General features: G+C 60.6%; 22 protein-coding genes and 1 tRNA gene. 7 read left to right on the plus strand and 16 right to left on the minus strand.

The annotated features are described in order from the left end of the window. Positions 1 to 21: 21 nt before the first annotated feature. Positions 22 to 1,170, plus strand: a complete 1,149-nt coding sequence (locus BMW66_RS02030) for an acyl-CoA dehydrogenase family protein (RefSeq protein WP_093114980.1) — start codon at positions 22 to 24, stop codon at positions 1,168 to 1,170. A gap of 34 nt (positions 1,171 to 1,204) precedes the next feature. Beyond that, positions 1,205 to 2,299 (plus strand): CaiB/BaiF CoA transferase family protein, encoded by a 1,095-nt coding sequence (locus BMW66_RS02035; protein ID WP_093115381.1) that lies wholly within the window; start codon positions 1,205 to 1,207, stop codon positions 2,297 to 2,299. 44 nt (positions 2,300 to 2,343) lie between these two features. Here BMW66_RS02035 and hemE read toward each other — a convergent pair whose 3' ends face one another. Next, entirely contained in the window at positions 2,344 to 3,387 is a 1,044-nt protein-coding gene (gene hemE, locus BMW66_RS02040; protein ID WP_093114981.1) for a uroporphyrinogen decarboxylase, read from the minus strand. Positions 3,388 to 3,488: 101 nt separating this feature from the next. On the opposite strand from hemE, the gene hemC reads away from it, so the two are divergent. Next, entirely contained in the window at positions 3,489 to 4,436 is a 948-nt protein-coding gene (gene hemC / locus BMW66_RS02045; RefSeq protein WP_093114982.1) for a hydroxymethylbilane synthase, read from the plus strand. Positions 4,437 to 4,513: 77 nt separating this feature from the next. Here the strand turns inward: hemC and BMW66_RS02050 are convergent, their stop codons facing one another. Next, a complete protein-coding gene (locus BMW66_RS02050) occupies positions 4,514 to 4,825 on the minus strand; it encodes an ETC complex I subunit (protein WP_093114983.1) in 312 nt (103 codons plus the stop codon). A gap of 218 nt (positions 4,826 to 5,043) precedes the next feature. On the opposite strand from BMW66_RS02050, the gene uvrB reads away from it, so the two are divergent. Then, complete coding sequence (gene uvrB / locus BMW66_RS02055) at positions 5,044 to 7,242, plus strand: excinuclease ABC subunit UvrB (protein WP_093114984.1); 2,199 nt, start codon at positions 5,044 to 5,046, stop codon at positions 7,240 to 7,242. Positions 7,243 to 7,447: 205 nt separating this feature from the next. Here the strand turns inward: uvrB and BMW66_RS02060 are convergent, their stop codons facing one another. The 10 genes from BMW66_RS02060 to BMW66_RS02105 form a co-directional block, all read right to left on the minus strand. Next, positions 7,448 to 8,515 carry a DUF1513 domain-containing protein gene (locus BMW66_RS02060; RefSeq protein WP_093114985.1) on the minus strand — a complete coding sequence of 356 codons (1,068 nt, stop codon included), beginning with the start codon at positions 8,513 to 8,515 and terminating at the stop codon, positions 7,448 to 7,450. Between the two features lies 1 nt (position 8,516). Next, positions 8,517 to 9,503, minus strand: a complete 987-nt coding sequence (locus BMW66_RS02065) for an imelysin family protein (RefSeq protein WP_093114986.1) — start codon at positions 9,501 to 9,503, stop codon at positions 8,517 to 8,519. Further along, positions 9,503 to 11,095, minus strand: coding sequence for a di-heme oxidoreductase family protein (locus BMW66_RS02070; RefSeq protein ID WP_093115383.1), 1,593 nt, complete (start codon positions 11,093 to 11,095; stop codon positions 9,503 to 9,505). The genes BMW66_RS02065 and BMW66_RS02070 overlap by 1 nt, the downstream gene beginning before the upstream one ends. Positions 11,096 to 11,177: 82 nt before the next feature. After that, positions 11,178 to 11,666: a bacterioferritin gene (gene bfr / locus BMW66_RS02075; RefSeq protein ID WP_093114987.1), complete on the minus strand. Its 489-nt coding sequence runs from the start codon at positions 11,664 to 11,666 to the stop codon at positions 11,178 to 11,180. Continuing rightward, positions 11,614 to 11,907, minus strand: coding sequence for a (2Fe-2S)-binding protein (locus BMW66_RS02080; protein ID WP_093114988.1), 294 nt, complete (start codon positions 11,905 to 11,907; stop codon positions 11,614 to 11,616). Before BMW66_RS02080 ends, bfr begins: the two co-directional genes overlap by 53 nt. Before the next feature lie 123 nt (positions 11,908 to 12,030). Further along, on the minus strand, positions 12,031 to 13,290 hold the full coding sequence (locus BMW66_RS02085) for an imelysin family protein (RefSeq protein ID WP_093114989.1): 1,260 nt from the start codon (positions 13,288 to 13,290) through the stop codon (positions 12,031 to 12,033). A 479-nt stretch (positions 13,291 to 13,769) separates the two neighbouring features. Further along, a tRNA-Thr gene (locus BMW66_RS02090) sits at positions 13,770 to 13,845 on the minus strand. An 88-nt stretch (positions 13,846 to 13,933) separates the two neighbouring features. After that, positions 13,934 to 17,149, minus strand: a complete 3,216-nt coding sequence (locus BMW66_RS02095) for an efflux RND transporter permease subunit (RefSeq protein WP_093114990.1) — start codon at positions 17,147 to 17,149, stop codon at positions 13,934 to 13,936. Further along, positions 17,142 to 18,113, minus strand: coding sequence for an efflux RND transporter periplasmic adaptor subunit (locus BMW66_RS02100; protein ID WP_093115385.1), 972 nt, complete (start codon positions 18,111 to 18,113; stop codon positions 17,142 to 17,144). The genes BMW66_RS02095 and BMW66_RS02100 overlap by 8 nt, the downstream gene beginning before the upstream one ends. A 135-nt stretch (positions 18,114 to 18,248) precedes the next feature. Next, positions 18,249 to 19,124 (minus strand): hypothetical protein, encoded by an 876-nt coding sequence (locus BMW66_RS02105; protein WP_093114991.1) that lies wholly within the window; start codon positions 19,122 to 19,124, stop codon positions 18,249 to 18,251. Positions 19,125 to 19,210: 86 nt separating this feature from the next. Between BMW66_RS02105 and BMW66_RS02110 the strand changes: the two genes are divergently transcribed. Next, positions 19,211 to 20,869 carry an ABC transporter permease gene (locus BMW66_RS02110; protein WP_093114992.1) on the plus strand — a complete coding sequence of 553 codons (1,659 nt, stop codon included), beginning with the start codon at positions 19,211 to 19,213 and terminating at the stop codon, positions 20,867 to 20,869. A 285-nt stretch (positions 20,870 to 21,154) separates the two neighbouring features. On the opposite strand, the gene BMW66_RS02115 is transcribed toward BMW66_RS02110, so the two are convergent. After that, the gene (locus tag BMW66_RS02115; RefSeq protein ID WP_093114993.1) at positions 21,155 to 21,415 is read right to left on the minus strand and encodes a DUF2312 domain-containing protein; all 261 of its coding nucleotides are present in this window, start codon (positions 21,413 to 21,415) and stop codon (positions 21,155 to 21,157) included. A 143-nt stretch (positions 21,416 to 21,558) separates the two neighbouring features. Between BMW66_RS02115 and BMW66_RS02120 the strand changes: the two genes are divergently transcribed. Continuing rightward, positions 21,559 to 21,774 (plus strand): hypothetical protein, encoded by a 216-nt coding sequence (locus BMW66_RS02120; RefSeq protein ID WP_093114994.1) that lies wholly within the window; start codon positions 21,559 to 21,561, stop codon positions 21,772 to 21,774. 41 nt (positions 21,775 to 21,815) lie between these two features. Here BMW66_RS02120 and BMW66_RS02125 read toward each other — a convergent pair whose 3' ends face one another. From BMW66_RS02125 to BMW66_RS02135, 3 genes are all read right to left on the minus strand, one after another. Next, positions 21,816 to 23,909 (minus strand): 3-hydroxyacyl-CoA dehydrogenase NAD-binding domain-containing protein, encoded by a 2,094-nt coding sequence (locus BMW66_RS02125; RefSeq protein WP_093114995.1) that lies wholly within the window; start codon positions 23,907 to 23,909, stop codon positions 21,816 to 21,818. 131 nt (positions 23,910 to 24,040) lie between these two features. Next, entirely contained in the window at positions 24,041 to 24,262 is a 222-nt protein-coding gene (locus tag BMW66_RS02130) for a hypothetical protein (protein ID WP_093114996.1), read from the minus strand. Positions 24,263 to 24,289: 27 nt separating this feature from the next. Further along, positions 24,290 to 24,616 carry a TraR/DksA family transcriptional regulator gene (locus tag BMW66_RS02135; RefSeq protein ID WP_093114997.1) on the minus strand — a complete coding sequence of 109 codons (327 nt, stop codon included), beginning with the start codon at positions 24,614 to 24,616 and terminating at the stop codon, positions 24,290 to 24,292. Positions 24,617 to 24,755: 139 nt separating this feature from the next. Between BMW66_RS02135 and BMW66_RS02140 the strand changes: the two genes are divergently transcribed. After that, positions 24,756 to 25,619, plus strand: coding sequence for an MBL fold metallo-hydrolase (locus BMW66_RS02140; protein WP_093114998.1), 864 nt, complete (start codon positions 24,756 to 24,758; stop codon positions 25,617 to 25,619). The last annotated feature ends 57 nt before the right edge of the window (positions 25,620 to 25,676 follow it).

Raw genomic sequence — 25,676 nt, forward strand, 5'->3', positions numbered from 1 at the left:
CACCGAGGAGGAGGACCACCCATGCCCAACCATCTTTGGATGACCGACGAGCACCGCGCCTACCGCGACACCGTCGCCCGCTTCTTTGCCGAGGATTTCGAACCCAACCGCCGGGACTGGACCACCGCCGGGGTCATTCCCCGGGCGTTCTGGAAAAAGGCGGGGGATCTGGGCCTGCTCGGTGCCACCATCCCCGAAGACCACGGCGGGCTTGACCTGTCGCGCCATTTCGACGCCGTGACCTTCATCGAACAGGCCCGGGCCGGCGACAGCGGCTGGGGCTTTTCGGTTCACAATATCGCCACCCATTACATTGTCGCCTATGGCACCGATGAACAGAAATCGCGCTGGCTTCCCAAGCTCGCCAGCGGAGAGATGGTCGGCGCCATCGCCATGACCGAACCGGGCACCGGCTCGGATCTGCAAGCGGTGCGCACCACCGCGATTGCCGATGGCAACGAATATCTCATCAACGGCTCCAAGACCTTCATCACCAATGGCGGCAGCGCCGATCTTCTGGTGCTCGTGGCCAAGACCGATCCGAAATCCCGCTCCAAAGGCGTCTCGCTTCTGATCGTGGAGACCGAGGGGCTGGATGGCTTCAGCGTCGGCCGCCGCCTCGACAAACTCGGGATGAAGCGCAACGACACCGCGGAGCTGAATTTCGACGATGTCCGCATTCCCCGCACGCATCTTCTTGGCAGCGAGGAAGGCGAGGGCTTCTATCAGTTGATGAAGCAGCTTCCATGGGAGCGGCTGATCCTTGGCTATGGCGCGCTCGGCGCGGCGCAATGTGCGCTCGACGTGACGCTCGATTATGTGCGAGAGCGCAAGGCGTTCGGGCAACGCATCATGGATTTTCAGAACACCCGCTTTCAATTGGCCGAATGCGCCACGAAGATCGAACTTCTCGCCGCCTTCCTCGATCAGTGCCTGGAAGAGCTTGAACAAGGCAGCCTGACCCCGGAGAAGGCCGCGATGGCCAAATGGTGGGGCAGCCAGGCGCAATGTGAGATCATCGACGAATGCCTGCAACTGCATGGCGGTTACGGCTACATGAGCGAATACCTGATCTGCGAGCTTTACGCGGACGCGCGCGTGCAGAAGATCTACGGCGGCACCAACGAGATCATGAAGGAATTGATCGCGCGCGGACTGGACAAGGACTGACGCCATGAGCGCAGAGAATGACACCCCCGCCGCGATGCTCTCGGGACTGCGCGTCATCGAGGTGGAGGGGCTGGGCCCTGCCCCCTTCGCCGCCATGATGCTGGCCGATCTCGGGGCCGATGTGATCACCCTTCATCGCAAGCAAGGCGGCGACCGCGTCACGCCAGAGGCCAGCCTGCTCGATCGCGGCAAACGCTCCATTACGCTCGATCTCAAGGATGCGGACGATCTGGCCACCGCGCAGGCGCTCATAGACGGAGCCGACGTGCTGATCGAGGGCTTCCGCCCCGGCGTAATGGAACGGCTCGGTCTGGGCCCCGCCGATTGCCACGCCCGCAACCCGGCGCTGGTCTACGGCCGCATGACCGGCTGGGGCCAGACCGGGCCGCGCGCCGACCGGGCAGGCCATGACCTCAACTACATCGCCACCTCCGGTGCGCTTTGGTATGCGTCAGAGCCGGGCACACCGCCGATCACGCCTGCCACGCTTCTGGGCGATATCGGCGGCGGGGCGCTCTATCTGGTGGTGGGTCTGCTCTCAGGACTGCTGAACGCGCGCGCCACCGGGCACGGCACGGTGGTCGATGCCGCCATCGTGGACGGATCGGCGCATATGATGGCGCTGCTCATGGCGATCCGGCAGTCCGGGCAGTTCTCGATGGACCGCGGGCAAAGCCTTCTGGACGGGCCGCATTGGTCGCGCAGCTACAGATGCGCCGACGGCGGCTTCATCACGGTGCAGGCGCTGGAGGGCAAATTCTACGCCGCGTTTCTCGAAAAGATGGACCTGACCGACGATCCCGACTTTCAACGCCAGCATGACGCCCGGCTCTGGCCCGCGCTGACCGGCAGGCTGGCGGATATCTTCGCCGGCCAGCCCCGCGAGCATTGGGCAGACCTCTTCGAGGGATCCGACGCCTGCGTCGCGGCCGTCCGGTCACCGCAAGAGGCCGCACAGGAGCCCCATATGGCCTTCCGCGGTGTGTGGCAGAGCCCGGAGGGTGTTCTGCAACCCTCCCCCGCCCCGCGGTTCGATGGGCAGGCCCCCGCTCTCAATCCCGCGCCCCGGCGCGGCGAGCATACCGACGAAGTTCGGGCAGAATTGCAGCGGCCCGGCCGGGGCCGCTGATGTCGATACCGGCACCGACGTAATACCGACAAAATACCGACGTTCTACCGCACGCGCTTTTCGCGCACCGTGTCGATCATCAGTTGCACATTTTCCGGGTCCGCATCAGGGGTGATTCCATGCCCCAGATTGAAGATATGCGGCCCCTTGGCGAAGGCATCGACAATGCGCCGCGTCTCGTCGATCAAGGGCTGACCGCCCGTAACCATATGGGAAGACTTGAGATTTCCCTGAACGCAGCCCTCCTTCTGCACATGGGCTGCGGCCCATTCCGAGCTTACCCCGTCATCGACGGCGACACAATCGGCGCCGGTGGCACGGGCAAACCCCTCGAACCGCGCGCCGGCGCCCCTCGGAAAGGCGATGACCGGCACCCTGGGATGCCGCGCCTTGAGGGCTGCAATGATTTTCTTCGCCGGTTCAAGGGCATAGCGATCAAAATCGTCGCCCCTCAAAGACCCGGCCCAACTGTCGAACAGCTTCACAACCTCTGCCCCCGCCTCGATCTGCGCTGACAGGTATTCAATCGTTCCTTCGGTCAGACGCGCCATCACGGCTTCAAACAGCGCCGGGTTTTCATCTTTGAGCGCATGCGCTGGCCCCTGATCGGGCGTGCCCCGCCCCGCGATCATGTAGGTCGCCACCGTCCAGGGCGCCCCCGCAAACCCAATGAGCGTTGTCTCGTCGGGCAATTCACCGCTCACAGTGCGCAACGTCTGATACACAGGGTTGAGCATCTCGTGAACCTCAGACGCGGGTTTAAGCTTTTCGAAATCTTCTTGTGTTTCAATCGTCGAAAGGCGCGGCCCCTCGCCCGTGACAAACCATAGATCGGCGCCCAACGCCTGCGGCAGCAACAGGATATCGGCAAAAAGGATCGCGCCGTCAAAGCCATAGCGTCGGATGGGCTGCAAAGTGACCTCGGCAGCCAGTTCCGGATTGTAACAGAGCGACAGGAAATCGCCTGCCTTCTCGCGGGTTGCGCGATACTCGGGCAGATACCGTCCCGCCTGCCGCATCATCCAGATCGGCGGAACCTCCTGCACCTCGCCGGCCAGCGCCTTCAGGATGGTTTTCGTTTCTGCCATTCAAGCCCCCTATTTCCTCACGGCTTGGTCTAGCGCCCGCGACAGGATGTCAAGCCTGACGTGCCTTGTCACGGCCTCCGGCCACGTCTACACCCACCTCCATGACACGCACCATGCCCACCCCCGACTCGCCCTTGAAAATCGGCACCCGAGGCTCGCCATTGGCCCTTGCGCAGGCGCATGAGACACGCGATCGCATCGCCGCCGCCTTCGATCTGCCGCAGGAGGCGTTCGAGGTTGTCGCGATCAAGACCACCGGCGATCGCGTTCTGGATCGTGCGCTCAAGGAAATCGGGGGCAAGGGTCTGTTCACCAAGGAAATTGAAGAGGCGCTTCTGTCCGGTGAAATCGACATCGCCGTTCACTCGATGAAGGACATGCCGGTTGAGCAGCCCCCCGGCCTCGTCCTCGACACCTATCTTCCGCGCGAGGATGTGCGCGACGCTTTTGTCTCGCCCGTCGTCGCGCGGCTCACCGAGATGCCGCAGGGTGCGGTAGCTGGCACCTCGTCACTGCGTCGTCGCTCGCAACTTCTCAATGCCCGACCTGACCTGCAAGTGGTTGAATTTCGGGGAAATGTTCAGACCCGATTAAAGAAACTCGCTGACGATGTCGCGGCCTGCACCTTTCTTGCGATGGCAGGTCTCAACCGCCTCGGGATGGCGCATATCGCCGCCTGTGCGCTAGAACCCGAAGAGATGCTGCCCGCCATCGGACAGGGCGCCATCGGGATTGAGCGGCGCACCGGCGACAGCACAACCGCAGCCCTGCTGGAGGCGATACACGACCACACCACCGCGCAACGCCTCGCGGCCGAGCGCGCCTTTCTCGCCGGGCTGGACGGCTCTTGTGAAACGCCGATTGCCGGGCTTGCGGAACTTGACGGTGGCACGCTGCGTCTGCGCGGCGAAGTGCTGCGCCCTGATGGATCAGAACGTCATTTCGAAGACAAGAGCGCCCCGATAGAAGACGGCGCAGAGCTTGGTCGCGCCATGGCAGCCGTGCTACTCGCCCGCGCGGGTCCAGACTTCTTCTACTGGCACAACTAACACGGCTTCATCCGCGAACAACGCCCCGGCGCACAACCGTGGCTCATTCGGAATTTCCTCTAACGAGAGTATCCGACTCAATGCGTCCAAGGCACACGCCGGTCGGGCACGAAGTTCTCTCCATATCCACGCGGCCGGATATTGGGCTTGCGCGGCTTGGGGATCATCACCGTCGCCTCGATCCCGTGTTCCTCGGCATACTCCAACGCGGCCTCCTTCGTAGGGAAACTCATTCTCACCTGTGTCTGAGTATCGGCGGAACTCGTCCATCCCATGAGCGGATCAACATCGCGACCCCGTGACTGGGTGAACTCAAGCACCCAGTTTTTCGTATTTGCGGTGCCAGACTGCATCGCGTTGCGGGCCGGTCTATAGATACGCGCCTTCATCACAATCTCCTTGCGGTGCTGGGATCTTATCAGGGATTTGGGTCAGTCGGGCAAGTGCCGATTTCGCACGACCGCACGGTTGTTCCGCGAAACCATGCCCCCCCCAAACACGCGTGCCGACCCAGTACCCGTGAGGAATTTCTCTCTGCGTGGCTCAATCGGGGTTGCACCGCAGTCATATCGTCCCAAACTAAGAGCTTCGAACAAGGAGAGTTCCGATGCCCTACGCCGATTCCGACAGGAGCGCGCCAATACTGCATGCATCAGCACCGGACGTGAAATCCCGCCCCAAGCTTGAGGGCGGAAAGAAGTTCGTGATGGCCACCACGTTCGAAGCTGCGGGCGACCAGCCCACGGCCATCGCGGAACTGTCAACCGGCATCCTTGAGGGCGAACGTGATCAGGTGCTTCTTGGGGCCACCGGTACCGGCAAGACCTTCACCATGGCGAGTGTGATCGAGAAAACGCAAAAGCCCGCGATCATCCTTGCCCCCAACAAGACACTCGCCGCACAACTTTATGGTGAATTCAAGAATTTCTTTCCTGAGAACGCGGTGGAATACTTCGTCTCCTACTACGACTACTATCAGCCCGAAGCCTATGTCCCGCGTTCCGACACCTATATCGAAAAAGAAAGCCAGATAAACGAGCAGATCGACCGGATGCGCCACTCTGCCACGCGCGCGCTACTGGAGCGCGATGACGTGATCATCGTCGCCTCGGTATCCTGCATCTACGGCATCGGCTCTGTCGAAACATACGGTGCGATGACGCAGGATCTGAGGGTCGGGCAGGAGTATGATCAGCGGCAGGTGATGGCCGATCTTGTCGCGCAGCAATACCGCCGCAACGATCAGGCGTTTCAGCGCGGGTCATTCCGGGTGCGCGGTGACAGCCTTGAAATCTTCCCCGCCCACCTTGAGGATCGCGCCTGGCGGCTGAGCTTCTTTGGCGAAGAGCTTGAGGCGATTACCGAATTCGATCCGCTGACCGGCGAGAAAACGGGTGGTTTCGAACAGATCCGCGTATACGCCAATAGCCACTACGTTACGCCCAAACCGACAATCCAGCAGGCGATCATCAACATCAAGAAAGAGCTGCGCCAGCGGCTTGACCAATTGGTGGGAAAAGGCAAGCTGCTGGAGGCGCAACGGTTGGAGCAGCGCACCAACTTCGACATCGAAATGTTGGAGGCGACCGGCGTGTGCAATGGGATCGAGAATTATTCGCGCTACCTCACCGGGCGCGCGCCCGGTGAGCCGCCCCCCACCCTGTTTGAGTTCATCCCCGACAATGCCATCGTCTTTGCCGATGAATCCCACGTTTCCGTGCCGCAAATCGGCGCCATGTACAAAGGCGACTACCGGCGCAAGTTCACGCTGGCCGAACACGGCTTTCGCCTACCGTCCTGCATGGACAACCGCCCGCTGAAGTTCGAGGAATGGGATGCCATGCGCCCTCAATCCGTTTTCGTCTCCGCCACCCCCGCCAAATGGGAGATGGAACAGACCGGCGGCGTCTTCACCGAACAAGTGATTCGCCCTACGGGTCTTCTCGATCCCGAGGTGGAAATCCGTCCTGTCGAAATGCAGGTTGATGACCTTCTCGACGAAGTGCGGCGCGTGTCGGAAAAGGGCTACCGCACATTGGTGACGACGCTGACCAAACGGATGGCCGAGGATCTGACGGAGTACCTGCACGAACAGGGTATTCGCGTGCGCTATATGCATTCCGACATCGACACCATCGAGCGGATCGAGATCCTTCGTGACCTTCGCCTTGGTGCTTTTGACGTTCTGGTGGGCATCAACCTTCTGCGTGAGGGGCTCGACATTCCAGAATGCGGATTGGTGGCGATTCTGGACGCGGACAAGGAAGGCTTCCTGCGGTCGGAAACCTCCCTTATTCAAACCATCGGCCGGGCGGCGCGCAACTCCGAAGGCCGCGTCATCATGTATGGTGATCGCATCACTGGCTCCATGCAGCGCGCGATCGATGAAACCGACCGCCGCCGCGAGAAGCAGATCGCCTACAATGTGAAACACGGCGTCACGCCAGCCACGATTCAGAAGAATGTCGAGGATGTGCTTGCCGGCCTCTATCGCGGCGATGTGGATATGTCCCGCGTCACGGCGAAAGTGGATAAACCACTGCACGGAGCCAATCTGGAAGCGGTTCTGGACGGGCTGCGAACCGATATGCGAAAGGCCGCCGAAAACCTTGAGTTCGAGGAGGCCGCCCGCTTGCGCGATGAGGTGAAGCGGCTCGAAGCCGTCGATCTGGCTATCGCCGACGACCCACTCGCCCGCCAGCAGGCAGTGGAAAAGGTCAGCGAAGAGGCGGTGAAGGGCCGCGGACGGTCCACCGGGGGCCGGCCGGGACAGCGGGGCGGTAATGTGAAGCGGAAGGGACGGTAGACGAGCAACTGCGCTAGGCGGATGCAGCGCATCGCCTCCGTTTCAGGACAGTCCAACTCAACACGCGCCGCATGTCGCCTTCTTCCTGCTTCATCGCAAAATGGCGCCTGTCTCTAGGTTACCGGGTCATGCCGCCACTGGTTTCCTCTTGGATTGGAGGGAAGAAATCGGTCGTCCAACCTCTTGCTGAATAGGGGCTCCGCTGTCACCCGCCAATGCGAACGAGATGATTATCCCAGGCACGCTCTGCGCGCCGCTCGAGCCGAAGTGTCGTCCGAATGGTGCTGAAGATTCCGCCCATCCCATCCGTCAGAACGAAGTTGGCGCCGTCGGGGGCAATGCCGCAGACATCGCGACGGCGCAGGGTGGCAAGAAAATCGCCCTCGAGGCTATAGATATGCACCCGCCCGCCGCGCGGCGACGTGATCGCGGCCCGCCCGCCGGCAATGGCGACGCTACCCGCATACCCGTCCATGGCAATCTGTTCGGTCAAATCGGCCGCGCAAAGGACAGGCGCGCCACCCAAGCGATGAAATCCGAGCAACGGGGCCGGATCCGGCATCGGACCCTGCCACTGCATTGCAAAGGCAACTACACCGTCGCCCGCAGCAAGATGCCGGATCGACGCCTTGTGCAGTTCGGGACCAAGCGCGACGCTCTCCTTCACCCCTCCCGCAAGCGTCACGTAGCTGAGATTGGGGTGCATCGTATCGAGATTTTGCTTCTCACGGCCATTGTCCGGATGGGTCCGGATGCCGCCATTGGCAACGGCGAGAACGTCACCGGGCAGCGCGATGATTTCATGCGGCCCGATCCCGCCCGAGGGTATTTCGCCTATTCGCCTATAGCCCGCGTCTCGCGCCCAGAGCCCGATGCGCCCTTCGCCGGTCTCGATATCGTTTTCAGTTGTACAAAGCACCGCACCCTCCTCGATGAAGGCTCCATGCCCATACAAGTGCCGCCCGGCAGGTGCGTTGAGTCGGTGTAGCAGGCGGCCCGTCGCGCAGTCGATTACCATAGCGAAGGTGCCGGGGCGACGGGCAATGGCGACGGCTTCGGGCATGCGTGGATGCGCCGCGGCGGCATGGCCTCGGTCAGGCAACGGGATGCGAAGCACATCTGCCCCGGTCCGATCAAGACCAAAGAGTGCGTAGGTTCCATCCGGCTCGCGCGCTGCTGCGAGAAAGGCCGGACTTCCGGCATCGGCCCAGCTCAACGATGGCAGCGCGCTCGCAGCGGCAAGCGCGGTCATAAACTCTCGCCGCGTGGACATGTCAATCTCCGTCCGTGGCGTTGAACCCGGTTGAGACGCCGAGTGGGACGCCAATCTCGTTGGTAACGGGCGCAACCAATGCTTCGATGCGCTGTTGCAGTATCTCGACCTCAAGACGACCGGTTGGGTCCGTGACACCCGCAAAGACCGGGTCCTCAAGTGCGCGCGCAACCTCCAGCGCCCGGGCGAAGGCCGCGGTGGTTTCGGGGATCGGCCGATCGGCCAAAGCAGTGGCAAGACCTTCCAGTGCCTGAAGCGACAGTATCACGTTGCGCAGTGATCGCCCTGAACGTCGCGCCTCCGCCAAGTTGGGACGCGGTCGATCAAATGTGCCCAGGGGCAGGCCAAGACGCTGGTCGGCGGTGAATTTCAGCCCCGAGACCAGTGCGGTATATAGCGCCTGTGCCGCCTCGCGCGGGCCGATATAGGTGACATTCCCCTGATCGCCAGCGGTCTCCATCGAGCGGGCATGCGCCTGCCAATCGCGGGCCAGACCGCGCCCCAGTCGCGCGAGATCCCGCGCCATGGCCACCGCCAGCGCACAGGAATAGTCGCCGTGGCCATATGCCGCGAGAGTGGGATCGTAGAGTAAACGTTCCATCGCATACAGCCCGCGACCGGCGACGGAGACCTCGGCAAAATCCCGGACGCTTTGCACCACCGGATCTTCGTCGGTGATCAGCCGGGCCACAGTGCGGCCCACCATACCGCGGTTATCAGGCCAGAACGCGATCGCAAGCGCTCGGCCGCCCTCTTCCATTGGGCCGAAGCGCAGATGGCTGACCCCCAACCAGGCATCAAAGGCGTCGTGATAGGCGGGGCGCAAAACTTCTGCCCGGCAATCGGTTTCGGCCACGCCCGCCAGGTCTTCGGTGGCAGTGGCAAAGCGATCCATCTCGGGCAGGACGTGTTCTTCAAGCGCTGCATCGACTCCGGCTATGGCAGGGCTTGCGAGACAGAGAGAAAGGACGGCAAGGGCTTGGCGCATCACAGACTCTCCAGAAAGCGGAGCAACGCGTCCCGCTCGGGCTTCGGCATCGAAATCACGCGATCCCGTGCCGCTTCAGCCTCGCCACCATGCCACAGGATCGCCTCTAGCAGTGATCGCGCCCGCCCGTCGTGAAGGAAATTACTGTGGCCGTTTACTCGCTCTGTCAGTCCAACCCCCCAAAGCGGCGGTGTCCGCCATTCCCGTCCGTTCGCGCGACCTTCGGGCCGGTCGTCGGCAAGCCCCGGTCCCATGTCGTGAAGGAGGAGATCGGTATATGGCCAAATCAACTGAAAGCTCTGCTCAGGCTGGCCTTCCAGTCGGTTGGTGACAAATTTCGGCCAGTGGCAGGCAGTGCAGCCGGTCTCGTAGAAGGTTTCTTTCCCGCGTAGCACCTCTGGATCGGAAATGTCACGCCGTGCCGGCACACCCAGATTACGGCTATAGAATGTGACGAGGTCGAGGCCTTCGATATCGATCTCTTGTCCACGCGCATCGTCATCGCCATGAGGACCAGATACGCACCTCTCCTGCCGGGAGGTGCAGTCTCCGGCGGGGGCTTCGAAAATCGGATTCGATATCCCGATATCACCGGCAAAAGCGCTGGCGGATTGTTCTCTAATCGAGGGCGCTCCGGCCTTCCAGCCAAAACGGCCCAGCATCGGGCGAGCATGTTCGAATGACCAGACGATTTGCGGCTTGCCAGATATGCCATTGCCATCGGCATCTTCAGGGTCGGCATTGGCAAGAATAGCGGCAGCCGGTATCGCCTCAATCAGGCCAAGTCCGATCATTGGCGGCGCAACCCGCGGGCTTAGCATCACATCCTCGTGCAGCGGTCCATAGGCCAGATCCCCAACGCGATAGCTCGGATTGCGCAGTCTGACGATCTCTCCATCCGTCAGCGTGACATCAATATTCTCATAGGAGATTTCCATCCGGCCTTCGGCGGCATGACCGGAAACGGCGAAGTCCTGCAATTGTCCACCATAGACGGGATCGGGGCGCGTACGCGGAATTTCGGCCCCGATGGAGAGAAGAATGGCCTCGATTTTGGACATCTCCGTCCCTGCCGCCGGCACCGACAGGCGCAGGAACATTGACACGCGGCTGTCTTCGGGACCTTCGGGCGGATGTCCTCGTCCATCCTTCAGATGACAGCGCTGGCAGGAACGTGCGTTGTAGAGTGGACCGAGCCCGTCAGAGGCCTTTGTCGAGGATGGTGAGGAGACCCAGAGCTTACGAAAGAGACCGTTGCCAACCTTGAAGTTCAGCTCACGCTCGAACGGCATGTTGGCCGAAGAGAGTGAAAAGGCGTCTGCGTCGTCGCGTACACGCACTGTCGCAGCGCCGGCCGGATTCGACTCGAATTGCTCTGGCGCGTCGAACTGCTCGGCAGGTCGCGTAGCGTGGGCGATCCGTTCGGCCTCTGCCGAGGTGCGGGGAACAACGACAAGGAATGGGGCAGTCAGATCGGCGGGAAGGCCCCTCGCGGTGCCGGACCCGGTGTCGGCTGCCCCCGCTGTGAGTGCCGGAAGGGCGATCAGGCAGAGGGTCAGGACACGCAAGGGGATAGCAGATATCTGGCGCATGGCATTCTCCAATACGGAAGCGTGTAGCCATGAATGCCCGACTCTTTCAATCAGAAATCAGCCTGCCCTCTGCGCCACCGTGTCACCCATCGGCCTCGTTCGCCGGAGAGGCGTTGAGCAGGCCATACTTCTCGGCGCCCAGCGTCTCGTGCAGGTCGATCTGGGTTTCAAGAAAGTCGATATGGCCTTCTTCGTCGGCTATGAGTTCCTCAAAGAGGTTCTTCGAAACGTAATCGCCCACGTTTTCGCAGTGATCCCGAGCCTCTTTGTAGAGGGCGCGGGCCTCCTGCTCGGCGGCGAGATCAGCATCCAGTGTCTCTTTGAGCGTTTCACCGATACGCAGGCTGTCGAGCTTTTGGAGATTCGGGTGTCCTTCAAGAAAAATGATTCGCTGAATCAGCTTGTCCGCGTGGTGCATCTCTTCGATGCTTTCCTCGCGCGACTTGGCAGCGATCCTTCCGTAACCCCAATCCTCTTGCAGCCGGTAGTGCAACCAGTACTGGCTAACGGCAGTCAGCTCACTTCTGAGAGCCTTGTTGAGATACTCGATGACATTCGTGTCTCCCTTCATGGTTGGCCTCCCTATTGGACCCGCGACGCAGGCCGCGCAAATTTACTGGAACCTCCAGACTATCGCAATTCTGCATTGTGTCCATGAAGAGTGGCAGGCAACCGCCGCAATCGGCCTTCTTGCCGAGGGCACGGTAGACTTTGCCGGGTGTTATGATCGTGTCCGGATCGGCAGCGCGCATCCAGTCAATTGCGGCACGGATATCGCGGTCGCTGATAGACATGCAGTGGCAGACAAGCATCCCTTACTCCGAGTTCCGCCCGCAAGCGGTCATGGTGGGCGAAGGCCGCGCAACCGAGGCCTTCGGACGGTGATTTTGGCACACGCGTAGAGGTATTTGGGCGTGCAACAGTGGCGCGGGATCCTACTGAAAGACCGAATCGGGGTTGTCGAGGCTGTCAGAGCCCTCGAATCCGACCTTTTCGACGCCGAGCGTTGCGACCGCCCGCTCTATGGAACGGGTCTGTTCGACCAGCGCATTCACAGCATCCATAATGAGCGTCTCACCCGCCTTGTTGCCACGAGCCAGCATCATGTCGTAGCTGAAACCGGCTTCGGCAGCAGCTTTGATTTGTCCAAGCTCGACCATGGTCTGGTTGAGATCGTTGCGTAGCGCCGCATCCACCTCGGGATTGGCCTCGGCGACCAGGGAAGACAGGCTTTCGCCGCTGACGACGCGACCGTCGATACGGACATACTCGCCTACATAAACATTGCGAATGCCAAGGCCATCATAAAAGTGGCTGTTGTGAGTATTGTCCGAAAAGCAGTCATGTTCTTCCTCGGGGTCATTCAACATGACGCCCAGTTTCATGCGCTCTCCTGCCTGCTCGCCATAGGACAATGAGCCCATGCCGGTCAGCATCGCCACGATTCCGGCTTCCTCGTCGGCATGGACTGCCTTGCGCGCGGCACCACCGTCACCCCATTGCGCGGTCATCCACTCAAGGTCGCTCACCAACAGGTTTGTCGCAGCCGTCAGATAGTCCCCCCGCCGATCACAATTTCCGTTTGTGCAATCATCGCCGCTGGAAAAATCGGTCCAGGGCCGGTTGCCGGCACCAGCATCGGTGCCGTTCAAGTCCTGTCCCCAGAGCAAAAACTCTATGGCATGATACCCGGTGGCGACGTTGGCTTCGACGGCGTCGGCCTCATGCAGCTGATTCTCAAGAAGGCTCGGTGTGATATCAGTCGCGTCGATCGTTTCTCCCGAGAGCGTGAAGCTGGGAGTCGCGATCACATTGAGCGCCGCATAGGGGTTCTGATCTGTCGCACCACCATAGCCCCCCTGCACGTAATCGATTAAACCTTCGTCCAGAGGCCAGGCATTCACCTTGCCTTCCCAATCATCCACAATCGGGTTTCCGAAGCGGTAGACCTCGGTCTGCTGATAAGGCACCCGCGACTCGATCCAAACGCTGCGCGCAGTGGCCAGCGTCTCTGCCGAGGGGTCAGCGAGTAGCGCCTCCACGGCGCCCTTTAGTTCACGTGCCTTGATCAGACTGTCCTCATAGCCCGCACGGGCGATATTGGCATAGTTGGTCAGGATCTCGGTCTTGCCCGCCATGGCAGGCGCCGCACCCGCAATCAGCAGGGCTACTGCGGCAGTCGATGCACGTATCATGGGTGTGTGTCTCCTTTCCGACTCAAGCACTCCCCCCTTTTCTGACTAAATAAGTAAGGTAAGTCAATTCAGACTTCTTCAGTCGGCTTCTCGAACTCAATGCTCCCGGATTGTTCTACGCCACTGACACAACATGGGACTCATGCCTGTTCGCCCGCAAAGCACCTTTGCGAACTATGCTTCGAGCGACTGACTGGATCAGCCTCACGGTTTGGAGCTTTTGGGGTAGAATGCGTGGCGAATGGAATTCAGATCCTGCCCGCATTTGAATGGATAAACAACTTTGACGGGGACATGCGCATGGTGCGACCGCAGTCAGCGACGATGAGCGGTCCCACTAGAAGGCGAACCGGATTCAGGCCCGCGCGCTGCGACAGCCGTGATCTCAATCCGCGAAACAGAGAGCCGACACGCAAATCGAATCCGAGACCCAGGCAACAGAAATGGGAGGTCCCGATCGGGGCCTCCCATCATGAAACTGGTGCCGGCACGAGGGATCGAACCCCGGACCCCCTGATTACAAATCAGGTGCTCTGCCAGCTGAGCTATACCGGCGCGAGGTGGGATTTACCAACAGGCGAGACAGCCCGCAACCCCCTTCAACAAACCACCCCCAAGGTAGAGCTCGGATCAGCCGAAGATCTCAGGTCTTGGCAATCCGGTAAATCGCGGGAATGACCAGCACCGTCAATGCTGTTGACGATAGCAGGCCGAAAAGCAAGGAAATCGCGAGCCCCTGAAAGATCGGATCAACCAGGATCACCGCTGCCCCGATCATCGCGGCAATCGCGGTCAGAAGAATTGGCTTGAACCGTGTCGCCCCTGCCTCGACGAGGATCTCGACCGTCACGTTCCTCTCGGGATTGGCATGACGGATGAAATCGACCAGCAGGATGGAATTGCGCACGATAATTCCCGCAAGCGCAATGAACCCGATCATTGAGGTGGCGGAGAACGGCGCGTTGAAAATCCAGTGCCCGGCCATGATCCCCAGAAACGTGAGCGGGACCGGCGTCAGGACAACAAGTGGCAAGCGGAAACTGCCAAACTGCGCAACTACCAGGATGTAGATGCCAAGAAGTGCAACCGCGAAGGCTGCTCCCATATCGCGGAAGGTGACCCATGTCACCTCCCATTCTCCGTCCCACAGCAGCACCGGATGCTCTGTGCTGTCCGGCTGTCCGTTCATGCGGATCTCCGGCGACAGATGCTCTGGCAGACCCATCGCCTTGAGCCCGTCAGCAACAGCCATCATGCCGTAAAGCGGCGCTTCGAAATCGCCGGCAAGCTCCCCTGTCACCATGATGACATCATGGCCGTTGTGCCGAAAGATTGGGAAAGAGGCACGCTCTTCGGAAATCTCGATCACGTCGCCGAGTTCCACGACACCGCGCCCGCCGGGCAGTGCATCCGCCGGCACTGGCGTTGAAAGCGCAGCCTCGTTGATCACCCGGTCGGCCTTGGCACGGGACACGACGATCGGAATCGGGCGACGACCTTCGCCGCGGTGTGAATAGCCTACTGTCATGGACCCGTTGAGCAGTCGCAGCGTGTCGAGCGCATCGCTTTCCAGAACGTGATAGAAGTTGAGATTGGCCGGTTGCAGTTCGGCCCGGAGCCGGCGCGGCTGCACCCCGTAGCTGTCGTCCACATCGACGATAAACGGAACCTCATCGAATGCGCGTCGGACATGTGCGGCCACTGCGCGCCGTGTTTCCGGATCGGGGCCATAAATCTCGGCCAGCAAGGTCGCAATTACGGGCGGTCCTGGCGGCGGCTCTACAACCTTGAGCACCGTGTGCTCCGGCAGGTCAAGTTGCTGGAGTCTTTCGCGCAGATCCAGTGCAATCTCGTGACTCGTGCGATCGCGATGGTGCTTTGCTTCGAGATTGAGCTGCACATCGCCCAGTTCCGGTGTCTGGCGAAGGAAGTAGTGGCGTACAAGCCCGTTGAAGTTGAAGGCTGACGCGGTGCCCGAATGGGTCTGAGCCGTGACCACCTCCGGCAGTTGCATCGCGATCCTCGCGGCTTGCTGTGCCACTGCATCTGTCGACTCGACGCTTGCCCCTTCGGGCAGATCGATCACGATGGAAAGCTCCGATTTGTTGTCGAAAGGCAAGAGCTTTACCGTAACGTGCTTGGTGTATAGCAGCCCTAGAGAGCCAAAAGACAGAACCACGACAACCAACAGGAATACCCCGCTGCGCGCCTTGGTTTGCAGAAGCGGTCGCGCTACCCGCGCATAGAGCTTCCCGAGCCGGCCACCGGGAAAATCCCCTTCACTGTGATGCAACGGCGCGCGACCAGCGATCTTGAGCATGAGCCAAGGCGTGATCATTACCGCCACGAAGAAGGAAAAGATCATTGCCGCCGAAGCGTTGGCCGGGATCGGACTCATATAGGGGCCCATCAATCCCGAAACGAACAACATCGGAAGCAACGCCACCACCACTGTCAGCGTCGCAACAATGGTCGGGTTCCCCACCTCAGCGACCGCCGTAATCGCGGCGCTGAAGCGACTTTGATCCTCGCGTTTCATACTCCAATGCCGGGAGATATTTTCGATCACCACAATCGCATCATCAACAAGGATTCCGATGGAAAAGATCAACGCGAAAAGCGAGACCCGGTTAAGCGTATACCCCATGACCCAAGCGGCAAAAAGCGTAAGCAGAATGGTTACGGGAATGACGATTGCGACCACCAGTGCCTCGCGCCAGCCGATCGCGACAAGCACGAGAATGACAATCGAGACGGTGGCGAGACCAAGGTGAAACAGAAGCTCATTCGCCTTTTCATTGGCCGTTTCGCCATAATCGCGGGTGATTTCCACCTCCACGCTGTCCGGGATCAGCCCGCCCTGCATCTGGTGCACCTGATGCAGGATCTCTTCGGCCACGAGAACCGCATTGGCGCCCGCCCGTTTGGCAAGCGCAAGAGTGACGGCGGGCCGCCGCTCGATCGTGCCATCCTCGGCACGGTGCAGCGTTGCAACGTGCCTTTCATCCATGCCGGAGACGAAAGCCACGTCGGCGACGTCGCGCACATAGACCGTGCGCCCGTCACGCGCCGTCAACTCCAGATTACCGATCTCCTCGGGAGTGGACAGCGTCTGGCCGATCACAAGTCCAATCTGCTCCCCGTCGGAACGCAGTTTGCCCGCCGGCGCGGCGCTGTTTGCGGCCTGAACCTTGCCTGCAAGTTGTTGCAGCGTGATCCCATAAAGTGCGAGCCTTTCGGGATCAGGCGCCACGCGAAGCGCCTCATCCTTCGCCCCGATCACATAGGTCAGCCCGACATTGTCAATCCGCGCCAGCCGCACCTCGACCTCGCGGGCAATACGGGTGAGATCCGCGGCGGTCACGACATCCTGTTCGCTGGCGGGACTGAAGGTCAGCCCGACAATGGCAACATCGTTGATTCCACGCCCCACAACCAGCGGTTCGGGAATGCCGACGGGGATCCGGTATATATTGGCAAGGATCTTGTCACGCACCCGAAGGATCGCGGTTTCAGAAGCAACCCCGACTGTGAAGCGCGCGGTGACCATCACCTGATCGTCGCGGGTGTCGGAATAGACGTGTTCGACCTGATCGATCCCCTTGACGATGGTTTCAAGCGGCTCGGTCACAAGTTTGACCGCATCGCGTGCTTTCAATCCATCCGCTTGAACGTGAATGTCCACCAACGGGACAGAAATCTGCGGCTCCTCCTCGCGCGGCAGCAGAAACAGCGCGATCAGCCCGACAGCAATCGCCGCCAGAAGCAGAAGAGGCGTCAGAGGAGAGGCGATGAAGGCGCGCGTCAGTCGGCCTGCGACACCCAGTGCGCCGGTCGGAGCGGAATGTCCCTCACTCATCTGGCGTCACCACAACGTCGCCGGGCTCAAGGCCGGTCAGTATCTCGCGCCACTTCGCGCCATCCCGCGTCAGGGTTTCCCCAGGAACAACCACGCGCCGGATAAGATCATCTTCGGACTGAACCGTCACGAAGTCGAGGCCCCCGTTCCGAGAGAGAGTCGACTCGGGCACCAGTATTGCCTTTCGTTCGCCGACCGGCAGCCGAACAAGCACGCGTCGACCGATGAAACGTGCATCAAGGCCGTCCACCTCCACATCCGCCTGCACACGCCCCCCTTCGATCAACGGGTAAACCTTGGCAAGAGTGCCATTGCGCGCCCCCTCGGCACCTTCGATTTCAATCCGGTCCCCTTCCGACAGGTTCCTTGCGTGGCGTTCCGGTAAGGCGAGCCGAAGAAAGGTGCCGCCTCCGCCGATTTCCGCGATAACCTCCCCTGGCGCAGAAACCGAACCAAGCGATGCCGGCACCGACAGAACGATCCCGTCCCCCGGAGCCAGTACATCGCCTTCCTTGATTTGCTGCTCTACAACGGAGCGTTCGGATTCAAGGCTGGAGATCTCGCCCTCAAGCACATCGACAGCGGTCTGCAACTCTTCGAACCGGCGATTGGTGATTACCCCGCGCTCGATTAGCTGCTCGCCGCGCGTCAGATCAGAGCGAGCGGTGGCCAGACGCGCGGCCAGCGATTCCAGACGCGCATCAAGAGCATCAATCTGGAAGGTCAGCTTCACATCCTCGATCACCGCGATCCGGGCCCCAGCGCTTACGGTGTCACCCTCTGCCACGTCCAGTTTGGTGACGGTGCCGCCAATGCGGGCGCGTGCTGGAACCCGATTCCGGGTTTCCACATTTCCGTAGACCGATTTCCATTCCGTCACCGAAATCGGCGCGACCTGTACTGTCTCGGCCGATAGTGAGGGACTCAGCCCGATGAGCAAAACAACCCAAAGATAAGATTTCATAAAAAGCCCACCGTATCCGATTTCGACCATTGCGATCCGAAATCTAGCCTGTGTCGGAAATTTACTCTTTGATCTGCCGCAATCTGTCGACACATCCTGCTTTTCCTGCTTGCTGTAAAATCTCGCGCGTATGGGTCAGGGAGTGATCAATGTGACGCCGGGCATACGCTGGATCTCGAACACATCCTCGTCATAGGCTTCGGTCAGAGCGGCGATGAATTCCTCGCTCCAGCCGGGCAGGTCGAGTTCCTCTTCCACCTCATCGGATTTTGCAAACTTGTCGAGGAACGCGGCGATCACGCGGCGTTTCTGCACCTCATTCAGACCGAAGTGGCTGGCAAGATACTCTTCAAAGCGATGCTGCCCCTCTTCGGTCATGATTTCGGTGACAAGGTCATGGCGGCCCTCGAACGCCTCCGTCGGGTCGGCGCCGGCCATCTCACGTAGAATCTGCTCCCAGATCAACGGTGTATCCTCATTGCACCACACGGTGATCGGCACCAGGGGCACCTCTTCGCGAATGCGCGAGATCATCTCCGACCATTGCAGCGCCATCGGCGCTGTGGTTCCGAGGAAATCGTCAAAGTCGATCTTTTTGCTCGTGCTATAAAGCGCCGGCAGGAAGGTGGCGGGGTTACGGATCGCCATGAAAAGCTCCACCTCGTCGCCGTGAAACAGGGTGCAGAGATCGCCAAGTCGCCCCGCCGCTTTTGGATAAAAGCGATCGGCGCCCAGTGCCAGCCCTGAAACACCGAAGAAATCCGCGCTCGAGAGCACCAAGCGATCGGGGTTTTCCACCTCGTTAATCTCAGCCAGAAGCGTTTCGCGGGTATCAGGGGGCAGAGGCGCCTTTCGAAGTTCATTCAGAAGATCGCGGATCTGCCTGCGATAGCTCGATGGGCGCGGCACTGAAACACCACGTTCACCCAGACGCTCACGATCACGGGCGAGACTCTGAAGAAGCCGGTTTTCATCGGTGAAATGGGCGCCAGTATGGAGGATGACCTGCATGGTTCTCCGGGACTTTCCGTTGCATTGCCGAGGCAGTATATCTTCCTTTCTGGACAGATAAACCGCTTTCGGGCAACAGGGAGCCGATGGAAACAATCAGTAACATCAAACCGGCCCGCCCAATACGGCGTTTGGCGATCAGCCCGTGGTCGATTGGTGCCCTGGCAATTGCGGTCGTCGTTCTGGCCCCGATCATCGCGGTGTTTGCAATCGCCCTGTTTCCAACCGAAAACATCTGGCCGCACCTGCTGGCCACGACCCTGCCGCGCTATCTGTCCAATACGCTGGTGCTGATGCTGAGCGTGGGCGCGCTGGCGGCCTGTGTCGGCACCGGGGCGGGATGGCTGGTGGCGCGCTATCGTTTTCCGGGGGCTGGCTGGCTGGAATGGGTGCTGCTTCTGCCACTGGCGATCCCGGCCTATGTCGGTGCCTACGCGTTGGTGGACTTTCTCGAGTATGCCGGCCCGGTGCAGACAGGACTGCGCCAGATGTTCGGCTGGCAGAACGCACGGGACTACTGGTTCCCCGAGATCCGCTCAATGGGGGCGGCGATTCTGGTGCTGGCGGCGGCGCTCTATCCTTATGTCTATCTGTTGACGCGCGCGGCCTTTCGCGAACAGTCGGCAGAAGGCGAAGATGTGGCCCGTTCACTTGGTGCGGGCGCGTTGGCGCGGTTTTTCCGCATTGGCCTCCCACTGGCGCGCCCGGCGATCGCGGCCGGATCGGCTATTGTGATGATGGAGACGGTCAATGATTTCGGGACAGTAGACTACTTTGCCGTGCAGACCCTGACCACCGGCATCTTCTCGGTCTGGCTGGAAAGCAACAACGCCGGTGGCGCAGCACAGATTTCTACGGTCGTGCTGGTGCTTGTCGTGGTTCTTCTGACGTTGGAGAAATCGAGCCGCCGCAGCATACGGTTCTTTTCCATGTCGAACCGCCAACGTCCACCAGAGCGGGTGTACTTAAGCGGGGGCTGGGGCTGGCTGGCGACGGGTCTTTGCCTCCTGCCGATCCTTTTGGGATTTGTCCTGCCGGTGTCGGTCATCTCATCGCACGCGCTGGAGAATGCCAATCGCTGGAGTGATCCCGGCCTTATTCGGGCGCTCACCAATACACTTACCGTCGGTGGCATCGCGGCACTGCTCACGGTGCTGGCAGGGGTCTTTCTGGTCTATGGCGTGCGGATGTCGGGTCGGGTTCTACCGGGCATTCTGATGCCGCTTACCACCATCGGCTATGCCGCACCGGGGGCGGTATTGGCGGTTGGCATCCTCATTCCGCTTGCGGCGATCGACCACAGCCTGGCCGACACTGTGCTTTTGCTGACGGGATGGGACCCCGGGCTTATTCTGACCGGATCGGCATTTGCGCTGGTACTCGCCTACTGCGTGCGCTTTTTTGCCATCGCACAGGGGGCGGCGGATGGGGCGTTTGGTCGTGTACCACCGAGCCTTGGCATGGCCGCGCAGTCGCTGGGGCGGACCAAGGGACAGGTTCTGTCATCTGTCTATTTCCCGCTGGTGCGCGGCTCGATCGGATCCGCACTGCTTTTGGTGTTCGTTGATTGCGTGAAGGAGCTACCCGCGACAATGCTTCTTCGGCCCTTCAATTACGACACGCTGGCCACACGGGTGCATGATCAGGCAAGCCTCGAAAATCTCGGCGATGCGAGCCCCGGTGCCCTTTTGATTGTGGCTGTGGGGCTTGTGGCGGTGGGTCTCTTGGCGCGGGCCAATCGCTAGGATCAGGATCCAGGGATCTCGTTCTGCCCCTCGTGTTCGATACTTCCAAAATCCGAGCAGGGAGATGAGTGATCATCATTGGCCGACGGATGTGCGGATGGTGCGTCTTGGCTCGATTGTCTCGAAGCGCCAAGAGATACCTCTGCCAAGAAAAGCGCGTTCATTCTGACACTTTTCTGGCACTGATGATGTGACACTCACCATTGCCTGAGCACGTTGCCTGGAAAAGGAACCGTTGGGCAAGCCAGCGCCAGTTCTCTCGTCCTGCAGAGATCAATGGGAAAGCTACGCCATTCCGAGAGCTTCCTTGTACATCTCCAACACCGCCTCCTCCTCGGCGATATCATCCTTGTCGCGTTTGCGCAGCGCGATCACCTTGCGCATCACCTTGGTGTCGTAGCCGCGTCCCTTGGCCTCGGCCATCACCTCTTTCTGCTGTTCGGCGATGTCTTTCTTTTCCTGTTCAAGTCGTTCGAAACGCTCAATGAACTGACGCAGTTCATCGGCGGTCACACGATAGTTGGCATCGGTGGTTTGGTCGCTCATGGGATCCTCTGGCTCTGCTCGAGGCCGCACCCTATCCCGCGCCCTGCGCCCCCGCAAGGTGGGTTTCGTGGCACATGAGACTTGCGCCCGCAGGCGTCCTCCTCTAGGTCCGGTTCTTACTCGAGAGAGCAGGAGAACCGGACATGGAATGGATGATCTGGCTGGGCGCGGGTATCTCGATTTGCGGGTTGGCGGGGCTGATCGTGTCGATCCTGAAGGTGCAGAAGGCACGCCGCGCCAAACTATCAGACGATGAGCTTCGGGCCGCCGTGCAGAAGGTGATGCCGCTTAATATGGGGGCGCTGTTTCTGTCAGTGATCGGGCTGATGATCGTCATTCTCGGCATCTTCATCGGGTAGGGGCCAGGCCCGCGGGCCTGCCCGCCATGGCGGATACGAAACTACCCGTTGAGCGACTCGAAATCCTCACCTTTCCGAATCAACTCATCAAAGAGCGGATCGGGTTCCCATAGCCATGTATCCTTCTCGGCGAAACGCCGCAGATCGCTTCGAATCTGAAGCAGACCGACAAGATCGGCAGCCTTCATCGGCCCTCCGCGCCAGCGCGGAAATCCATAGCCGTGCAGCATCACCGTGTCGATGTCGGAAGGCCGCGAAGCCACCCCTTCTCGCAGGATTTTCGCGCCCTCGTTGACCATCGCGCAAAGGCAGCGGCGCTGAATTTCCGCCACGGTGAAGCTGCGCGGCGCAACACCTTTCTCTCTACGCTCACTCTCCAGCAGGGCCAGTACCTCCGGATCTGGCGTACCCTTGCGAGACCCTTCCTTATAACGATAGTAGCCGCGCCCGGTTTTCTGCCCGAAGTGCCCCGCCTCACAAAGCCGGTCACCCAACTCAAGATAGCGCTGCGACGGATCGCGCGAGGGTGCCAACCGCTTGCGACGTGCCCAGCCAATATCGAGCCCCGCCAGATCCATCACCTGATACGGCCCCAGCGCCATGCCGAACGCGCGCATCGCGTCATCGAGCTCATAAGGCGTGGCGCCGTCCATCAGCATCAGTTCCGCCGCATTGCGATAGGCCGACAACACCCGGTTGCCGATAAAGCCGTCGGAAACAGCAGACCGCACCGGAATCTTCCCCAATCGCTTGGCCAACGCCACGCCGGTCGCCACTGTGTCAGGGCTGGTCTTGTCCGCCACAACAACTTCCAGCAAACGCATGATATTGGCCGGGGAAAAGAAATGCAGGCCGAGCACATCCTCGGGCGCATCCGTGGCCGTCGCGATCTCGTTCACATCCAGGTAGGAGGTGTTGGTCGCCATGACAGCACCCTCCTTCACCACGGCGTCAAGCTGTGAAAAGATCTGCTTCTTGACGTCCATATCCTCGATCACGGCCTCGATCACAACATCACATTCCGCCAGCGACACCATGTCCGCCGCACCGTTCAGACGTCCCAGACGCGCGGCATGGGTGTCCGCGTCAACCCGGCCGCGTTCCAATGCGCGATCCTCGATCGCCGTGATCCGCTCCAGCCCGGCCTTGAGCGCGGAGTTGTCACGCTCCACCAGCGAAACCCGTAGCCCGGCATCAAGACAGGCTGCGACGATTCCCGCGCCCATCGTGCCCCCTCCGATGACACCCACGTGCTCGATCTCCCGCGGGCGACCGTCGGCCAGTTCAGGAAATTTCGCGGCACGGCGCTCGGCAAAAAAGGCATGGCGCAGCGCGGCGGACTGGTCAGAGGTCACACAGGTCTCAAATGCCGCGCGCTCGAAATCCAGACCCGTCTCGAATGGCAGAAGCGCCGCGGCCTCGACACAGCGGACGATCTCGGCCGGCGCGATTTCTGGACGACCGGCAATCGCCTTGCGCCGGGCAGCGATCGCGTCCTGATACGCCGCGCCGTCGGAAAACCCTTCGGTCATCTCGCGTGTGGGCCGGGTCGGCGCGCCGCTTTCGATCAGATCGCGGGCAAAGGCAATCGCCTCTGTTCTTAGATCGCCGTCGATCAACTTGTCAAAGAACGGCTGCGCCGCCTTGGCCGTGACCGGCATGGGCTTGCCGCTCAGCATCAGATCTAGCGCGACTTCCGCCCCCACGATACGCGGCGTGCGCTGTGTTCCCCCTGCCCCCGGCAGAATACCGAGCGTCACTTCCGGCAGCCCGATGCGCGCGCTTGTCGCTGCCAGTCGGTAATGCGCTGCCAAAGCTACTTCAAAACCGCCGCCCAAGGCCGTGCCGTGAAGTGCTGCCACGACAGGCTTGGGACACAGCTCAATCCGGTTGCACACCTCTGGAAGCCATGGATCGGCGGGTGGTTTTCCGAACTCGGAAATATCCGCGCCGGCCGGAAAGGTCCGCCCGTCGCCGATAATCACCAGCGCGCCGATCTCCTCGTCCCCTTCCGCCCGGGCGAGTCCTTCGACGATCCCACGCCGCACCGCTGTGGACAGCGCATTCACCGGCGGGTTCTGCACCGTCAGAACCGCCACTCCGTCCACCACCTCGTAGGCCACCACGTCTGCCATCAGTCCCGCCTCCTTGCATTGCCGGCCGCCCTTGGGCGGGCCCCTTGCGGATTGTCTTGTATTAACAGGACAAAGCGCACCGGACGCAAGCCCGGCGCGGGCAGAACAGGTCGGGAATTTGGCGCTTGCGCTCAGATTGGAACGTTGTCGAAACCGTCCTCGACGGCTTCTTCCAGCAGATCGAGATCAAGCTCGTGCAAACGCGCGGGCACTTTGCCCCCACGCAGTTTAATGGCCTCAAGGGTGCGATGAAGCTGCTGATGCAACTCCCATTTCTGCGACCCTGTCGCTTCGGCAAGTTGGCCTTCAATCGCGGTCGCATCTTCAACGAGTTGTTGCACGGTCAGGGACATCGAATTTCCTCCTCCAGTCGCAGGTGCCTATCCCGAGAGCTCGGCAGCACATGTCTTGCATATTGGCGTGGCAGGCAGCACATCCAAACGAGCCTGCGAAATTTCGCTGCCGCATCGCGTACAGATGCCATATTTTCCATCACGAATGCGCTGAAGTGCCGCGCGAATGCGCGCGATCTCGGCCTGCCCGCTCTGTCCAAGCTGTTCGAGCACTTCTTCATCCTCGCGTTCAACGGCCTGCTCTTCCCAATCCTTCGAATGGGGCTCATCAAGTTCTGCCTCGATCCTGTGCAGCCTTGTGTCGAGTTCCGACAAACGCTTGAGCAATACCTCCCTGCGCGCATCCAGATTCATGTCTGTTCCTCCTGTGACATCGTTCAGTGACATTGGCATGACGGTGCAGATCGGGACAATGATTCAGGTCAATTCCGACTTCCCCCTTGCGACATATGCGTAAAACAATATATGTTGGCCAGCAAATGGAGGATTCCCTATGAAACCGGAGATCAAAGCCTTTTTCGACGACGCAACCAACACCATCTCATACGTGGTCAAGGATCCCGAGGGCAGCGCCTGTGCGATTATCGACAGTGTTCTCGACTTTGACTATTCCTCGGGTCGCACCGACACACGGTCGGCAGATGCCATCGTGGCCTATGTACAAGGGAACGATCTGACGGTGGAATGGCTGCTGGAAACCCATGTCCACGCAGATCACCTTTCGGCGGCACCCTACCTTCAGGAACGCATTGGCGGCAAGATCGGCATCGGTGATCGGATCAAGATCGTGCAGGATACCTTTGGCAAGGTTTTCAACGAAGGCACGGAATTTCAGCGCGATGGCAGCCAGTTCGACAAGCTCTTTGTCGAGGGCGACAGCTTTCATATCGGGCAGTTGCGCGGAGATGTGCTGCACACGCCCGGCCATACCCCGGCCTGCCTGACCTATGTGATCGGCGATGCAGCCTTTGTCGGTGACACGCTCTTCATGCCCGATTTCGGCACCGCACGCTGTGATTTCCCCGGCGGCTCTTCGGAGACCATGTATGATTCCGTGCAGAAGATCTTGTCGCTTCCGGATGAAACCCGGATCTTCGTCGGTCATGACTACAAGGCGCCGGGCCGGGATGATTATGCGTGGGAGACCACGGTGGGCGAACAGAAGGCCCGGAACGTTCATGTCGGCGCGGGCAAGTCCAAGGACGAGTTCGTGAAGATGCGCAATGAGCGTGACGCGACACTTGACATGCCCAAGCTCATCATCCCCTCGCTTCAGGTGAACATGCGCGCCGGTCAGATGCCGCCCGCGGACGACAAGGGCGATGTGTTCCTCAAGGTTCCCGTCAACAAGCTCTGAATAACAACGATCCGGGCACGGGAACAGGTGTGCGCGGACGCCAAGGACGAAAAGGAA

It is taken from the genome of Salinihabitans flavidus (assembly GCF_900110425.1).
In the GTDB taxonomy this organism is placed as follows: domain Bacteria; phylum Pseudomonadota; class Alphaproteobacteria; order Rhodobacterales; family Rhodobacteraceae; genus Salinihabitans; species Salinihabitans flavidus.

What these genes read in the sequence shown, in the direction of transcription:
- uvrB (WP_093114984.1), top strand. Translation starts at nt 5,044, where the DNA reads ATGCCCTACGCCGATTCCGACAGGAGCGCGCCAATACTGCATGCATCA.
- BMW66_RS02135 (WP_093114997.1), bottom strand. Translation starts at nt 24,616, where the DNA reads ATGAATCTGGATGCGCGCAGGGAGGTATTGCTCAAGCGTTTGTCGGAA.
- BMW66_RS02070 (WP_093115383.1), bottom strand. Translation starts at nt 11,095, where the DNA reads ATGCGCCAGATATCTGCTATCCCCTTGCGTGTCCTGACCCTCTGCCTG.
- BMW66_RS02140 (WP_093114998.1), top strand. Translation starts at nt 24,756, where the DNA reads ATGAAACCGGAGATCAAAGCCTTTTTCGACGACGCAACCAACACCATC.
- BMW66_RS02110 (WP_093114992.1), top strand. Translation starts at nt 19,211, where the DNA reads ATGGAAACAATCAGTAACATCAAACCGGCCCGCCCAATACGGCGTTTG.
- hemC (WP_093114982.1), top strand. Translation starts at nt 3,489, where the DNA reads ATGACACGCACCATGCCCACCCCCGACTCGCCCTTGAAAATCGGCACC.
- BMW66_RS02050 (WP_093114983.1), bottom strand. Translation starts at nt 4,825, where the DNA reads ATGAAGGCGCGTATCTATAGACCGGCCCGCAACGCGATGCAGTCTGGC.
- BMW66_RS02125 (WP_093114995.1), bottom strand. Translation starts at nt 23,909, where the DNA reads ATGGCAGACGTGGTGGCCTACGAGGTGGTGGACGGAGTGGCGGTTCTG.
- BMW66_RS02030 (WP_093114980.1), top strand. Translation starts at nt 22, where the DNA reads ATGCCCAACCATCTTTGGATGACCGACGAGCACCGCGCCTACCGCGAC.
- hemE (WP_093114981.1), bottom strand. Translation starts at nt 3,387, where the DNA reads ATGGCAGAAACGAAAACCATCCTGAAGGCGCTGGCCGGCGAGGTGCAG.
- BMW66_RS02130 (WP_093114996.1), bottom strand. Translation starts at nt 24,262, where the DNA reads ATGTCCCTGACCGTGCAACAACTCGTTGAAGATGCGACCGCGATTGAA.
- BMW66_RS02100 (WP_093115385.1), bottom strand. Translation starts at nt 18,113, where the DNA reads ATGAAATCTTATCTTTGGGTTGTTTTGCTCATCGGGCTGAGTCCCTCA.
- BMW66_RS02035 (WP_093115381.1), top strand. Translation starts at nt 1,205, where the DNA reads ATGCTCTCGGGACTGCGCGTCATCGAGGTGGAGGGGCTGGGCCCTGCC.
- BMW66_RS02060 (WP_093114985.1), bottom strand. Translation starts at nt 8,515, where the DNA reads ATGTCCACGCGGCGAGAGTTTATGACCGCGCTTGCCGCTGCGAGCGCG.
- BMW66_RS02080 (WP_093114988.1), bottom strand. Translation starts at nt 11,907, where the DNA reads ATGCTTGTCTGCCACTGCATGTCTATCAGCGACCGCGATATCCGTGCC.
- BMW66_RS02105 (WP_093114991.1), bottom strand. Translation starts at nt 19,124, where the DNA reads ATGCAGGTCATCCTCCATACTGGCGCCCATTTCACCGATGAAAACCGG.
- BMW66_RS02095 (WP_093114990.1), bottom strand. Translation starts at nt 17,149, where the DNA reads ATGAGTGAGGGACATTCCGCTCCGACCGGCGCACTGGGTGTCGCAGGC.
- bfr (WP_093114987.1), bottom strand. Translation starts at nt 11,666, where the DNA reads ATGAAGGGAGACACGAATGTCATCGAGTATCTCAACAAGGCTCTCAGA.
- BMW66_RS02120 (WP_093114994.1), top strand. Translation starts at nt 21,559, where the DNA reads ATGGAATGGATGATCTGGCTGGGCGCGGGTATCTCGATTTGCGGGTTG.
- BMW66_RS02085 (WP_093114989.1), bottom strand. Translation starts at nt 13,290, where the DNA reads ATGATACGTGCATCGACTGCCGCAGTAGCCCTGCTGATTGCGGGTGCG.
- BMW66_RS02115 (WP_093114993.1), bottom strand. Translation starts at nt 21,415, where the DNA reads ATGAGCGACCAAACCACCGATGCCAACTATCGTGTGACCGCCGATGAA.
- BMW66_RS02065 (WP_093114986.1), bottom strand. Translation starts at nt 9,503, where the DNA reads ATGCGCCAAGCCCTTGCCGTCCTTTCTCTCTGTCTCGCAAGCCCTGCC.